This is a genomic window from Pedobacter hiemivivus, from assembly GCF_005144565.1.
Taxonomy (GTDB): Bacteria; Bacteroidota; Bacteroidia; order Sphingobacteriales; family Sphingobacteriaceae; genus Pedobacter; species Pedobacter hiemivivus.
Window position 1 is genome coordinate 789431 of sequence record NZ_SWDX01000001.1, and the last position, 13710, is coordinate 803140.

The 13710-nt window shown below is 41.4% G+C and carries 10 protein-coding genes; 4 read left to right on the forward strand and 6 right to left on the reverse strand.

From position 1 onward, the window contains the following. Window positions 1-7 precede the first annotated feature (7 nt). Both FBD94_RS03060 and FBD94_RS03065 read left to right on the forward strand, forming a co-directional pair. Complete coding sequence (locus FBD94_RS03060; protein WP_136879018.1) at window positions 8-1588, forward strand: calcineurin-like phosphoesterase C-terminal domain-containing protein; 1581 nt, start codon at window positions 8-10, stop codon at window positions 1586-1588. Continuing rightward, on the forward strand, window positions 1588-2937 hold the full coding sequence (locus FBD94_RS03065) for an alkaline phosphatase family protein (RefSeq protein WP_136879019.1): 1350 nt from the start codon (window positions 1588-1590) through the stop codon (window positions 2935-2937). The genes FBD94_RS03060 and FBD94_RS03065 overlap by 1 nt, the downstream gene beginning before the upstream one ends. Window positions 2938-3076: 139 nt before the next feature. Here FBD94_RS03065 and FBD94_RS03070 read toward each other — a convergent pair whose 3' ends face one another. After that, on the reverse strand, window positions 3077-3568 hold the full coding sequence (locus tag FBD94_RS03070; protein ID WP_136879020.1) for an SRPBCC domain-containing protein: 492 nt from the start codon (window positions 3566-3568) through the stop codon (window positions 3077-3079). A gap of 143 nt (window positions 3569-3711) precedes the next feature. Here FBD94_RS03070 and FBD94_RS03075 point away from each other — a divergent pair, with 143 nt between their 5' ends. After that, window positions 3712-4689, forward strand: coding sequence for a GlxA family transcriptional regulator (locus FBD94_RS03075; RefSeq protein WP_136879021.1), 978 nt, complete (start codon window positions 3712-3714; stop codon window positions 4687-4689). Here the strand turns inward: FBD94_RS03075 and FBD94_RS03080 are convergent. From FBD94_RS03080 to FBD94_RS03100, 5 genes are all read right to left on the reverse strand, one after another. Next, window positions 4682-5638, reverse strand: a complete 957-nt coding sequence (locus FBD94_RS03080) for a nitrilase family protein (protein ID WP_136879022.1) — start codon at window positions 5636-5638, stop codon at window positions 4682-4684. The two genes, FBD94_RS03075 and FBD94_RS03080, sit on opposite strands and share 8 nt — an antisense overlap. Window positions 5639-5713: 75 nt before the next feature. Beyond that, a complete protein-coding gene (locus tag FBD94_RS03085) occupies window positions 5714-6502 on the reverse strand; it encodes a helix-turn-helix transcriptional regulator (RefSeq protein WP_136879023.1) in 789 nt (262 codons plus the stop codon). Between the two features lie 101 nt (window positions 6503-6603). After that, window positions 6604-7200, reverse strand: a complete 597-nt coding sequence (locus tag FBD94_RS03090) for an NAD(P)H-dependent oxidoreductase (protein WP_131609620.1) — start codon at window positions 7198-7200, stop codon at window positions 6604-6606. 64 nt (window positions 7201-7264) lie between these two features. Then, window positions 7265-7831 carry a Crp/Fnr family transcriptional regulator gene (locus FBD94_RS03095; RefSeq protein ID WP_136879024.1) on the reverse strand — a complete coding sequence of 189 codons (567 nt, stop codon included), beginning with the start codon at window positions 7829-7831 and terminating at the stop codon, window positions 7265-7267. After that, on the reverse strand, window positions 7828-8541 hold the full coding sequence (locus FBD94_RS03100; RefSeq protein WP_136879025.1) for a DUF92 domain-containing protein: 714 nt from the start codon (window positions 8539-8541) through the stop codon (window positions 7828-7830). Before FBD94_RS03100 ends, FBD94_RS03095 begins: the two co-directional genes overlap by 4 nt. Before the next feature lie 608 nt (window positions 8542-9149). On the opposite strand from FBD94_RS03100, the gene FBD94_RS03105 reads away from it, so the two are divergent. Then, window positions 9150-13694: a beta strand repeat-containing protein gene (locus FBD94_RS03105; RefSeq protein ID WP_136879026.1), complete on the forward strand. Its 4545-nt coding sequence runs from the start codon at window positions 9150-9152 to the stop codon at window positions 13692-13694. The last annotated feature ends 16 nt before the right edge of the window (window positions 13695-13710 follow it).

Below are 13710 nucleotides of genomic sequence, written 5' to 3' on the forward strand. Positions count from 1 at the left end.
GTTCTTTATGAAAAGTTTAATATTAATTGCATTAGCCACCGTTTTCAGCACGGGGCTATATGCTCAGGATAAAGTGAAAGGCTTCGTTTACCACGATGCCAATAACAATGGAAAGAAAGATGCGAAGGAAGCTGGCATCGCCAAGGTTGCGGTAAGCAATGGCGTACAGGTAACCCTTACGGATGAAAAAGGCCGCTACGAATTGCCTATTGGGAATGACAACGGTATTTTTGTTATCAAACCGAGCGGCTACCGCATTCCCCTCAATTCGGATAACCTGCCTAAGTTTTATTACCTGCACAAACCGATGGGGTCTCCGTCTACACTGGAGTTTAAGGGAGTGTCGTCGACGGGCCCGCTTCCTAAATCGGTAGATTTTGGCTTGCTGCCAGAAAAAGAGGCAGATGATTATACAGCTTTGATTTTTGGTGACCCTCAGGCTTATACGGCAAGGGAGATGGAGTTCTTCGAAAAAGGGATTATTGCGGAGGTTGCAGGTATTAAGGACGTGGCCTTTGGTTTAAGTTTGGGAGATTTGGTAGGTAACGATCTTAACTTGCACCAGCCTTACATCAAAGCAATCAAAAAAGTGGGATTGCCTTGGTACAACCTGATCGGGAATCATGATATGAATTTTGATGTAAAAGTTGATTCTTTATCGGATGAAACTTATGAAGCAAATTTCGGTCCGGCCAATTATGCCTTCAATTATGGTAAGGTGCATTACATCATACTTGACGATGTTCTGTATCCGAATCCTCGTATCGGAAAGGGTTATTTGGGTGGTTTCCGTAAGGACCAACTGGATTTTGTGGAGAATGATTTGAAGTTCGTAGGTAAAGATCAGCTGATAGTACTTGCTTTTCACATTCCCCTGGAGCACCAGAACGGAAATGTATTTCGTCCGGAGGATCGTCAGCGCTTATTTGATCTGTTAAAGGATTATCCTAATACACTTTCGTTATCGGCGCACATGCATACACAGTCGCAGATTTTTTACGGAAAAAAAGAGGGCTGGAGTCAGGAAAAGCCACATCATGAGTACAATGCGGGTACAACTTCCGGCGATTGGTACTCTGGTCAGCTTAATGAGCAAGGAGTTCCTGCTGCAACTATGCGAGATGGTACACCTAAAGGGTATGCATTCATTCATTTCAAAGGCAATCAGTATGTGATCGATTATAAAGTGGCAGGCAAAGATAAATCTTACCAGATCGAAGTTTTTCATCCAAAAGTAGTAGGTCAGGGCAAAAGTACCAGAGCAGGTATCTACGCTAATTTCTTTATGGGCTATCGTACCGATTTGGTAGAATGCCGTATAGGTAATGGTAAATGGGAGAAGATGAGTCCTGCAAATGCTGCAGATCCCGCCTACCTGGCTGAATTGCACCCCTGGGATACTTCAGAGGAGTTACTAGCGGGAAGAAGACCAACCAATGCAACGGATAGTCCACATTTGTGGAGAACGTCAATTGCGACTGATCTGCCGATTGGTACGCATGTTATAGAAGTGCGTGCTACGGATCGTTATGGTCGTACACATACGCAGAAAAGTATTTACAGAATTGAAAAAGCTAAAGAATTGTAATGAAAACTAATTTTATAAAAAGATTGCTGCTGCTCAATATGATCGTATTGACTATGCCTGCATTTTCTCAAACTTCCAAACATGTGATCCTGATCAGTATCGATGGCTTCAGACCAGATTTTTACCTGGATAAAAGCTGGCCTGCACCAAACTTGCAGTCTATGATGAGAAATGGAGCCCATTCGAAAGGAGTGAGAGGTATTTTTCCAAGTGTAACTTATCCTTCACATACTACACTGATCACTGGTGCTTTTCCTGCACATCATGGCATCACTTACAATACCATGCCAAATGATAAACTTGTGTATGAATGGACGACTGATAGCCGCAAGATCAAATCGGAAACGCTATGGCAGGCGGTCAGAAAAGCAGGTATGAAATCTGCATCTATTTCCTGGCCGATTTCCGTTGGTGCTGAAATTGATTATAACTTGCCGGAGATCTGGTCAGCCACAAATATGTCAGACAGAAAATCAGCAATCGCTGAGTTTGCAACTCCGAAGGGGTTCTTTTCAGAGATAGAGGAGTATGCAATCGGCAAGGCAGAGGTCAATGACCTGAATCTGCAGTATCTGACCATGGACGAGAACAACAGCCGTATGGCGGCTTACATCATCCGCAAATACAAGCCTGAGTTTTTGAGTATTCACATTGTTGGTGTTGACGGTGCACAGCATAAAGAGGGGCGTTCGGGTGAAGGGGTATTTAAAGCCCTGGCTTCTGCGGATCATGCGGTAGCAAATATCTTGGATGCATTGATCAAGGCCGGTATTAAGGACAGCACCACAGTGATCGTTACTGGAGACCACGGTTTCGTGGATATCAATAAGGTACTTGCTCCGAATGTCTGGCTGAAAGAATTGGGCATTGACAGTAAGGTTGACACACAGGAACCAGTAGCTAAGTTTCAGGCTGCAGGAGGTGCCGCATTTTTCCACCTGAAAGATAAGAATGATGTGAAACTTCTGGCCAAAGTGCGTAAAAAACTGACTGAACTCCCTGATAGCTATAAATCCCTTTTCCGTATCGTGGAGCGTGCCGAACTGAATAAATTCGGGGCTGATCCGCATGCGAGTTTCGCATTGGCTCCGGTTAAAGGGGTGTATATTCAGGACAAGGATTCGGGACCTGTACTCGGACCTACTAAGGGTGGTGCACATGGTTATTTTCCCGATATTCCCGAAATTCAAACTGGTTTTGTCGCTATTGGCCCTGGTATTGAGAAAGGATTGCTGATTGAAGGAATTGGCCTGGAAGATGTAGCGCCGACTGCTGCAGCACTTTTGGGCATCAAATTTAATGCACCTGATGGCAAGGCGATAAAGGCACTAACTACGCCCGCTAGATAATCCTCAGGTTTCATTATCAGAAGCGAATGCGATAGACGTTCAGTGGCTGACGAATATGGGCGCAAGGTATTGCCGTTATAAAGTAGGGATTGGGAGCGGAAAACGTCTTTCCGTTCCCATATCTTATTTCTTTTTCTAACTACTTTTTCTCAGCTTCAAACTTCTTTTCGTGTTCGGTTCTTGGAGTGCTCGCACTGTTTGGCTCACCTTTACCTTTAGTAATTAGGTTGAATAAACTTTGCTGTACATATTGAGTCCAGGCATTTACACAGATGTCGAAACATTCATATTCAGGAACTAAACCCTGGTGAGTGACGCGGATTTGGGTTTTGTTATCCTTTTTCTCAATTTCAAAAATAACCTTTGTGCCTATCCATTCACTTTTGTCTTCCGTGAATTTAAAATAGTTGTCCAACACAAGCCAGACCACTTTTTTTTCAGGAATAACTTCAATTAATCTCATTTTGCAACGGTGGACATCCTGATAATGATAGTCAAATTCATCATTGAGTTTTTCTGTCTGGCCTTCAATTTCGTCTGACCACCATCCGCGAACGTTATTGATGGCATCGAATGCTGCTTTCGGGCTTTGGTCTACTAATATTGTAGTCGTAAAATCTGGTGTATTCATGTTGATTGTTTTTATGTGATTCTAAAGTTTTTCTATATCAAAGCTATGGAGTTATTTGCCAAGTAATCAGGTGTGAAATGGACTTTTAGTCGGGTTGATTTGGACAGAAATATCAAGTATCTTTATGTGAAAAAATTACCACCATGCAAGTCACAATAGTTGTTCCAAAAGGAGAGGTTAACCTGAGCAGTATAACCGGTTCGTTCGAAATCTTGACTCGTGCCAATATCATATGGCAAAAGATGGGACACAAACCCATGATGGAAGTTTCTATAGCTGGTTTTGTGCCCGAAATGAAATTGGATGCCGGCTTCTTTTCGGTTTATCCTGTAAATATCAATGATCTGGATAGAACCGACCTGATCATCATACCCTCCGTTTCTTATGATAATGAGTTAATTAAGGAGAACGAAGCACTGATCAACTGGATAGGGGAACAACATAGCCGCGGAACTGAAATAGCTTCGATGTGCTCTGGTGTGTTTCTGCTGGCTGCTACCGGTTTGCTAGATGGAAGAAATTGTTCCACACATTGGAACATGTCAGGCGATTTTAAGCGATTGTTCCCAAACATCAATCTTCAAATCGATAAACTGATTACTGCCGAAAAGGGGATATATACCAATGGTGGTGGATATTCATTTTTAAACCTGATGCTTTTCCTGGTAGAAAAATACTTTGACCGGGAGATCGCCATTATCTGCTCAAAGATTTTTCAGATTGATATTGAAAGAACATCACAATCGCCCTTCCACATTTTTAAAACACAGAAGAACCATGGTGATGAATTGATTTGCAAAGCCCAAACCTATATCGAGGAAAATTTAAGTGGAAAAATCTCTTTCGAAGACCTGGCTTCAAAGCTTGCGATCAGCAGAAGGAGTTTTGACAGGCGTTTTATTAAGGCTGTAGGTAATACCCCTGTCGAATACTTGCAGCGGGTAAAAGTGGAAGTTGCAAAAAGTACTTTAGAAAAAGGCAAAAAAAGCATTTATGAGGTCATGAATGATGTTGGTTATTCAGATGATAAAGCATTTAGGGAAGTCTTTAAAAAAATAACGGGTTTGTCCCCGCTGGATTACAAAGCGAGGTACATTAAGGAACCCGTTATTGTTATTTAAAATCTTCTTTCATCCAGCTTACCTTTTGCTCACTACTATGTTCTTGTCCGATGATGTGGGAATAGAGTGCTGGTCTTCTTGCTTTAATATATCTATAGCCACCTGCCAGGGAAAGTTTATCTGCAGAAAGCTCAGAGATGACGATCTCGTTATCCAAAGAACGGCATTCGGATAGGATTTCACCGAAGGGATCCAAAATCATGGAACAACCATTTTTGAGCTGATCATCATCCATTCCTATTGGATTGGAGAAAATGGCGTAAATGGCATTGTCATAAGCCCTTGCTGGCAACCACCGCATTAACCATTCCCTACCTTTAGGTCCATCAAATTCCCTGCGTAGTGGTTCTGGGGTATTATGCCTGTTTATCCAAAGTTCGGGATCTACAAAACCTGCCCCTGGTCTGGTAGAAGGGGTACACATGGTTACATGTGGCATAAAAATAGCCTGTGCGCCTAACAATGTTGTTGCCCTGACATTTTCGATAATATTGTTGTCATAGCAGATGAGTATACCACATTTCCATCCATATAAATCAAAAACAGTATACTGTTCTCCAGGGAGAAGGTGTGGATTAATAAAGGGATGAAGTTTCCTATGTTTTGCCATAAGACCGTTCATATCTACACAAACATAAGCCTTGTAGAGATTGTCAGCTAGGTCCTTTTCAAAAAGACCAGCAAGTATGGCAATATTATGGGCTTTGGCAATTTCTTGAAGCTTAGATATGCTTGGTCCTTCAGGAATGTATTCGGCAATATCGAGCAGTTGTTCTTTAGATAGCTTTCTAGCGAAGGTATATCCTGTAATGGAACATTCATGGAAAGCGATCGCATTTGCACCCATCTTGGCCGCTTTAGCGGAAAGTTCGTTGATAACATCCAGGTTATATGCTTTGTCGCCACTTTTATTTTCGAACTGGGCGGTTGCTACAATTAAATTTTTCATATGGTATGGAATATTTTAATATGTCAAATCTACCAAGCATAAAAAAGACTTCCTTGTATAAAACCGACAATTTATCTATACGGGAAGTAGGTTGATAGAAAGCTTACCCTTTATCGATAAATATTGGGAAGGAGCGAGGCCTGTTTTCTGTTTAAAACGAGTATTAAGGTGTGCCTGATCATAGTATCCGCATTCATAGCCAAGTTGCCCCAAACTTTTCTCCCCGCCGTATTTTTGGATACGCTTGAGAAAGTTTTGCAGCTTTACAGTTTCGGCAAAAGATTTGGGAGAGATGCCAACATATGCACTGAACTTGCGTTCTAGTTGCCGTTCGGATATGCCAAATATATGGGTAAGCTGTTCAATAGATACATTACCAGCGCTGTGGCTAATGTATTCGCTTAGCTTATTTATGAATTCTTCGGATGGTTTAACTGCAGTTTTCTGCTGAATAAGAAAATGCTCCAGACTGCTTATAGCATCTATAAGGCTTTTACTGGCGATATGTTCTTCTAATGTTCGTCCTTTTGAACCTATCAAATCTTCAAGTGCAATGGTTTTATCCTTCATCTCGCTCGCCGGGATATTAAAAAGTCGGGGTAGTGCAGCCGGATGAAGAACAACAATGAGCATTTTTACACTGCTTACCTGTAGATTTAGGTAGTTAGAAATTTGCCCGTATACAAAGCTGGAAGGTTGTGCCTGATCTCCTAATGAATTACTGATGTAAATAGGGTCGCCTAAGCGGAAAACTATTCCTGGATTACCATCGGAAAAGAAACGGTAAAAGAGGTGTTCACTACTTTCAATAATCAAGTAGTGTTTTACAATATTAGACAATATAGGATTGCAGGGTATTTGCACCTCTTTCGTGTTTTATGTACAAACCTAGCCATTATTAAATCAAAAAGAAGCGGGGGTTGGTCAAGACGGTGTTAATTCTGCAACAATCCTGTTTAAGTGGCTTATATTTGTTTTTGCCCTAATTTACTAACCTTGTTTAGCCAGGATGCTCTTTTTGCAGGATCTGATGTTTTGATGATGCCAATAGCGGTAACCTTCACTGGTTTTATTCCGCAAAATTCCAGTGTGCTTTTTTTCAGTTGATTGATGCTCGGATTGCCATAAATCCAGCGGTAATACCAGGCGGGCTGGTCAATGGTGGTAATGATTCTTGCTGTTTTTCCAGTTAGGAGTTTGTCCCACCACAAAGAATTGTCCTTGTATTTGTAAGCTAATCCAGGAAGAAATAGCCGATCAATAAAACCTTTCATAATGGCAGGAAAACCGCCCCACCAAACGGGATGTACCCACACCAGGTGATCGGCCTGGTTGATTTTTTCTAGACTGTACAGTAGATCAGGTTCCAGTTCAATACGACTGGTATAGCCATATTGTAGGTTGGGGTTAAAGTTCAGATCTGCAATATTTAGTTCTGTTACCAATGCTCCTGATTGTATCGCCGCTTCTTTGTAGGCTTTGGCTAAAGCATAATTGAAGCTGTCCTTGTTAGGATGCCCATTGATAATTAATATGTTTTTCTTGTTCACTAGGTTTTGCATCTTGTCCTGATTTGCTATCGGGACAAAGGTATAGTCTACTTATTCGGAGCAACAGGACATTTGTCTATAAATTTATCTCTTTTCTTAAGCGACTTAAGTGACGTGGGGTGATTCCCAGGTAAGAGGCAAGATACTGAAGGGGAATTTGCAGCACATAGTTCGCCTGGTTTTCCAATAAATCGATATATCTTTTTTTTGCCTTTTCTTTTTGGAATAGGAAGAGTCTTTTTTCCAGCTCCAGATATTGTTGTTCAGCGATAATCTTAAAAAATCGAACCCAGTTTGGGCTAGTTTCGAGTAATTTATCTACATCATGTTTTTGAATAACAAGTAACTCTGAATCCGCCACAGCTTGTATGTTTTCTACGGTCGGTAGTCCAGTAATGAATGCGGAATAGGCGGCCATTAATGTGTTGGGAAAGGAGATACAGTAGGTGATTTCTTCTCCGGATTCGGGCGTAAAAAAAGATCTGAGTATGCCTGTATTAATAAAAGCCACTTCTGTGCTGAGTTTTCCTTCGTTGATAAAAAAGCTTCCTTTTTTCAGATGCCTTTTGATCAGAAGGCTTTCAAACTGATCAATCTCAGTAGGGCTTAATACATGAAATGAGGTTAGGAATGCTTTAATCATCGGTTATTATATATGACCATCGCCACCAATGCGGCAAAAAGTGTATTTAGAAAATTTACCGTGTTGTTTCCTATCTGATGTTTCCGTTCAAGAGTCGCACCCAATATAGAATCTGTCAGGTTTCCAAGTGTACCGGCAAATACCACTATTAATGCTATTTTGTCTAAACCAGCATATATTAAGGCTATAATACATGCACCAACAGTACCGATCAACAAACCTTCAAGGCTAACTACACCATCTAAACCATTTGCTTCCTTTTTAAGCGTTATGATATTATAGAAGCGGCGTCCATATACCATCCCCAGTTCCGAAGATAAAGTATCGGCAAGGGTCGAAGCCAGGCTGGCAGCCATCATGATGAGGTATGTTTCAATATGCGAGGGATCAATGATCGCTAGAATTGCAGTTAATCCGGCCACACCACCGTTGGCAAATACCTGTCCTGCGGTTCTACCCATGTTAGCTAAATTGTCGACATGAAGTTTTGCTTTTATCGCCTTCTTATGAGCCGTTGCCCAAACACTAAGTAAGAAAAAGGTCAGCAACATGAGTATGCCTTTTACTTGCGCAACTTGTAATACAGCGAGCCCTATTCCAGTTGCAGAAAGGGCAGCGGGTATGGTTAGCTTTTTTGCTTTTACACTTATAACCATTACTATCGCAAGTGACAAGAGCAGGTAGGGGAGGTAGCTTGTATTAATAGTCATCGAATGACAATATTGTATAGTTTTATGGTTAAGAAGTTCTGCAAATATAGTCAGATACCTGTTGATTTGGAATGGGTAAAAACGACGGATAGATTTAATCTCGAGAATATCATAACTCTTTCGTGCTCTTCGCTTTCACAATAGATTCTTAAAGTAGTATTTCATTTAATTTTGATCAATTATTTTTGGTTTAAATTACTGTATGTTAATTGATTATGGTAGTTGGTTGCATTTGTTCACAATTATTTTACTTTCTATTCAAGAATATTCCATTATCGAATGGTAGCTTTGTAGCAAGTTTTATGATTTTTTGCGCAAAATGGCTTGCCTATGGGCCTAATAAAGCAAATGATCTACCCCCTTATTGTTTAAAATAATGTTTTCAAAAATGAAAGATCATCTACAACGCTACGCATATAGGCCAAATTCACCATCTGCAACAATATACAGGGTATTTCCAGGTTGAAATACGTCCGAACTGTTTCATTTTTAGTTTTTTATCTAGCTTTTTAGTTGGACGATTATTCGTTTGATTTTAAGGTAGATTCAAGATTTTTCAGTTTTTCATTTATAAGCATAAAATTACCCCACCACATTAGAATAATTTCATGAATAAAACAGTTAAGCATTTTGCCATAATTATTGGATTGCTATTTGCATTTGGCGCAAAAGCTCAAGTAGGAATAGGTACAAGTACTCCAGATGCGAGTGCTCAACTAGAAATACTTTCTACATCTAAAGGTTTGCTTATCCCAAGAATGTCATTAGTACAACGTAATGATATCAACAATCCTGCTAATGGTTTATTGATCTATCAAACAAATGACTCTCCTGGGTTTTATTTTTATAGCAACGGACAATGGCAAAAGCTAGCCAATAAAAGTGACATTACTTCAGGAGGCGGTGGCACAGGTGGAAATACGATATTAAGCGGTAATGGTGCACCTTCGGCCGGACTTGGAAATAACGGAGATTTTTATTTGGATCTAACACATACCTCTTTATTCGGGCCAAAGGTATCAGGCAACTGGCCTTCATCTGGAACCGTATTAGTCGGACCAAAAGGAGATCCAGCCACAGCTGGGGATTTAAGTCTCAGTTTTGATGCAGCATATAATTTAGGTATTAAAGGTGGAAACTCGGTAAGTCTTAGTGATCTAAACCAGTCTTTGAGTCTTGCTGGAACAATATTATCTATTTCAGGACCAAGAAACAGTCATGTCGACCTTTCCGGTTTACTTGGCGGCGGCGGTGGTACCGGTGGTCTTACCAGCGTTCAACGTGATGCTACTTTAAAAGGTAATGGTACAACATCAAGCCCATTAGGACTTTCAACTACAGGAGTAATTCCTGGAAGATATACAGCTGCAGATATTACGGTAGATGCTACGGGAAGAATTATAGATGTAACAAATGGGACACCTGGTGGCGGTGGAACAGGTAATGGAACTGTGACCTCGTTAAGTGTTAAGTCTTTAAATGGATTTACGGGCACAGTTGTCAATCCAACAACCACGCCGGAAATTACATTAGGTACTCCACTTTTGGGTATTTTAAAAGGAGAGGCCGGGGCACTAAAAGTGGCTACAACAACAGGTACAGGTGATATTGTGCTATCTGATGGTCCTACTCTAAATAATCCTATCCTGACAGGTACAGCTCAGGGAAATATTTCCGGTACTGCAACTAATGTTACCGGGATTGTTGCCGTTGCAAATGGTGGTACCGGAGCTAATAATGCTGCGGATGCTAAAATAAATTTAGGTCTGGGGAGTGTTGATAACACAAGAGATGCTGATAAGCCAGTAAGTACAGCTACTCAAACGGCGTTAGATGCTAAAGAGGATAAAGCCAATAAAAGTACCGATCTGGTTTTAGATGCAGCTTCAAATGTAAAATATCCAACTGTAAATGCAGTTAAAACTTATATTGATTCAAAGGCAGGCATTGTAGATGCTACAACTGCGATTAAAGGAAGAATCATGCTATCTGGGGATCTCGCTGGTACAGCTGATGCTCCAACTGTGAAAACGGTAGGCGGGGCAATTGCAAGTGCTATTAAAACAGGGGTAGACTTGGCCAATGCGGCGACTGCTCAAAACCTAACGGGCACGATTGTGAAGAGAGACGGGCTTGGCAATATAGAAGTGGGTACAGTAACCGGTAATTTGAACGGAAATGCGACTACCGCAACCACAGCGGGTTCTGTTAGTGGAACCGTGATGGTGCCTAATGGTGGAACAGGAATCACTTCCTATACGCCTGGAAATTTCATTAATGCCTTAGATGCAACTACGCTACAGGAAAGAACGCCTTTACAAGTAAAAGAAGCTTTAGGCCTGGATCTGGTTAATAATACTTCTGATGCTGCAAAGCCAGTAAGTACAGCAACTCAGGCTGCTTTAGATTTAAAAGAAGATAAGGCTAATAAAATTATAGATGGTACGTTTTCTGCAAATTCGGATACCAACTATCCCTCGGAAAAAGCGACAAAAACTTATGTAGATAAAAAAGTAAATGATGCTGTTATAGGAGCGGGTGGTGTACCTGATGCCACAACAACTATCATTGGTAAAATACAGCTCGCCGGAGATCTATCGGGTGTTGCTTCAGCACCAACTGTACCTGGATTGGCTTTAAAAGAGCCGTTAATCACAAATCTGCAAGCTGTAAGAGGTGGTACAGGGATGATCAGTTATATACCTGGAAGCTTTATTAGTGCAGCAACAAGTACTACTTTGCAGCAAAGGACACCAACCCAGGTAAAGGCAGATTTAAGCTTGGATAATGTAAGTAATGTTAGTGATTTGTTAAAACCAATTAGTACTGCAACGCAGACCGAGTTAAACAAGAAGATAGATCTTACTGAAAAAGCAGCAGTGAATGGAGTTGCGACATTAGATGGCTCGGGGAAGATTCCCGTAGCACAAATTCCAGCGCTATCCTTTGCTTCTGTTAATGTTTTTAGTACCGAAGCTGCTATGTTGGCCTTAAGTGGCGCGCAGGTTGGTAGTACGGTCATCAGGACTGACATTAGTAAAAGTTTTGTTTTGGGTGCTACCCCGGCTTCTGTACTGGCTAACTGGAAAGAAATATTAACACCAACGGGTACGGGAGTACAAACGGTGAACGGAGTGGTTGGGCCTGATGTGGTTTTGACCAAGACAAATTTAGGTTTGCCGAATGTTGACAATACCAGTGATATGGGTAAACCTGTTAGCACGGCTACACAGACGGCTTTAAATCTGAAAGAGGATAAATTAAATAAAAGTTTAGATATCAGTACTGATGGTAGTTCAGATACCAAATACCCTTCTGTAAAAGCGGTTAAGACTTATGTGGATGCTTTATCAGCGGCAGGTTCGCCTGATGCAAGCACTACAGGAAAAGGTATTGTACAATTGGCAGGGGATCTGGGCGGAACAGCTGCTGCACCTAAGGTATTGTTGGTTGGTGGTTCTACTGCAACTAATATTAATGCAGGTGTGGTTCTTGCAAATGCAGCTACGTCCGCAAATACGCCAAATACGATTGTAAAAAGAGATGCTTCAGGTAATTTTGTAGCTGGAACTATTACCGGTAACCTGATCGGAAATGCATCAACTGCAACTTCCCTAAGCGGGACAGTTGGTGTAGCAAATGGTGGTACAGGATTGAACTCTTTAACTCCCGGAAGTTATTTATATGCTGCTACAGCAACTTCAATTGGACAAAAAACACCTACTCAGTTAAAAACTGATCTGGCTCTTAATAATGTTGACAATACAAGTGATGCAGCGAAGCCAATCAGTACGCTCACGCAAACTGCACTGGATCTAAAACAAAATATTTCAAATATTAGCAATAACATTACTACTGATGCAACTTCTACAACAAAGTACCCTTCGGTAAAGGCTATGAAAGACTACGCTGATGGTATGGTGTCGGGAGGTGGCTCGCCTGCAACTACAACTGTAAAAGGTATTGTAATGCTTGCCGGAGATTTAAGTAATACTGCTGATGTGCCTAGGGTAGCGACTGTAGGAGGTTCTATTGCCGCTGATATAAACACTGCTACAGTGGCAGCTAATCTTGCAACAAGCTCCCCAACAGCGAACACGATTGTTAAAAGAGATGCGTCAGGTAATTTCTCAGCAATCGCTATTACTGCCGGAACTTTTAACGGTGCCTTAACCGGCAACGTAACAGGTACTGCCACCGGTCTTGCAGGTGTTTCTGCAAATGGAATTTTAGTCCGGACTTCAGCTACTGCGACTACATCAAGGAGTATTGCTGGTACAGCAAATGAGATTACAGTAACGAATGGAGACGGTGTTACAGCTAACCCTACTTTATCATTGGCTAGTACAGGTGTTACTGCAGGAAGTTATACCTCAGCTAACGTAACGGTTGATGCGAAGGGAAGAATTACGGCAGTTGCTAATGGATCAGGCGGAAGTGGTAGTGCTGTGGCAACTGATTTAGGATATACGTCTTCAGCTACTAATGGTGTGATAACTTCTAAAGCAGGAGCACTGACTGGAATTGCTGCTACTATTCCTGCAGCTACATCAAGTGTGGCTGGAGTAATGGTTGCGACGGATAAAGCGAAGCTGGATAAATATCCGACAGTTGCTGCAGCTGACGCAACAAAAGTATTAACTGCGGATGCTGATGGAACTGCTAAATGGGTTACTCCGGCAGCTGGTGGTGGTAGTGCAGGTGCATTCAAGACTTACAATCCATCTTCAAATTCTCGTGTGGTAGTAACGGCTACTGGCGATGGAGTAACGGTTGTAATGAGTGATGGGCTGGTTGCGGGGACAAAGAAATTTACACTTACTGTACCCGTGGGAGTAACTATTATAAAAGCGAAATTCAATATAGATAACCCGCTTTTGGGTAAAGCGCCAACAGATAATGCTCCTCAAGTATATTACGATATCAAAGATGAAAATATTCCAGATGGGGAGGTGTCAGACCTTACGCAATATCCGTTACCTAGTTTTTTCCTGGTAAAAAGAGACACAGGATTGCCCTCACCTTATTTTAACATGGGTATACCAAGTAGTGCGTATGCTGCTACTGTTGAATCTTTTGCTAATAAAACAATTAGTCTTAAGCCGGCAACCCAAAGTGCCAATAAGATTTACATACTGGTTATAACCTTCTAGTATATTAACCGTGAAG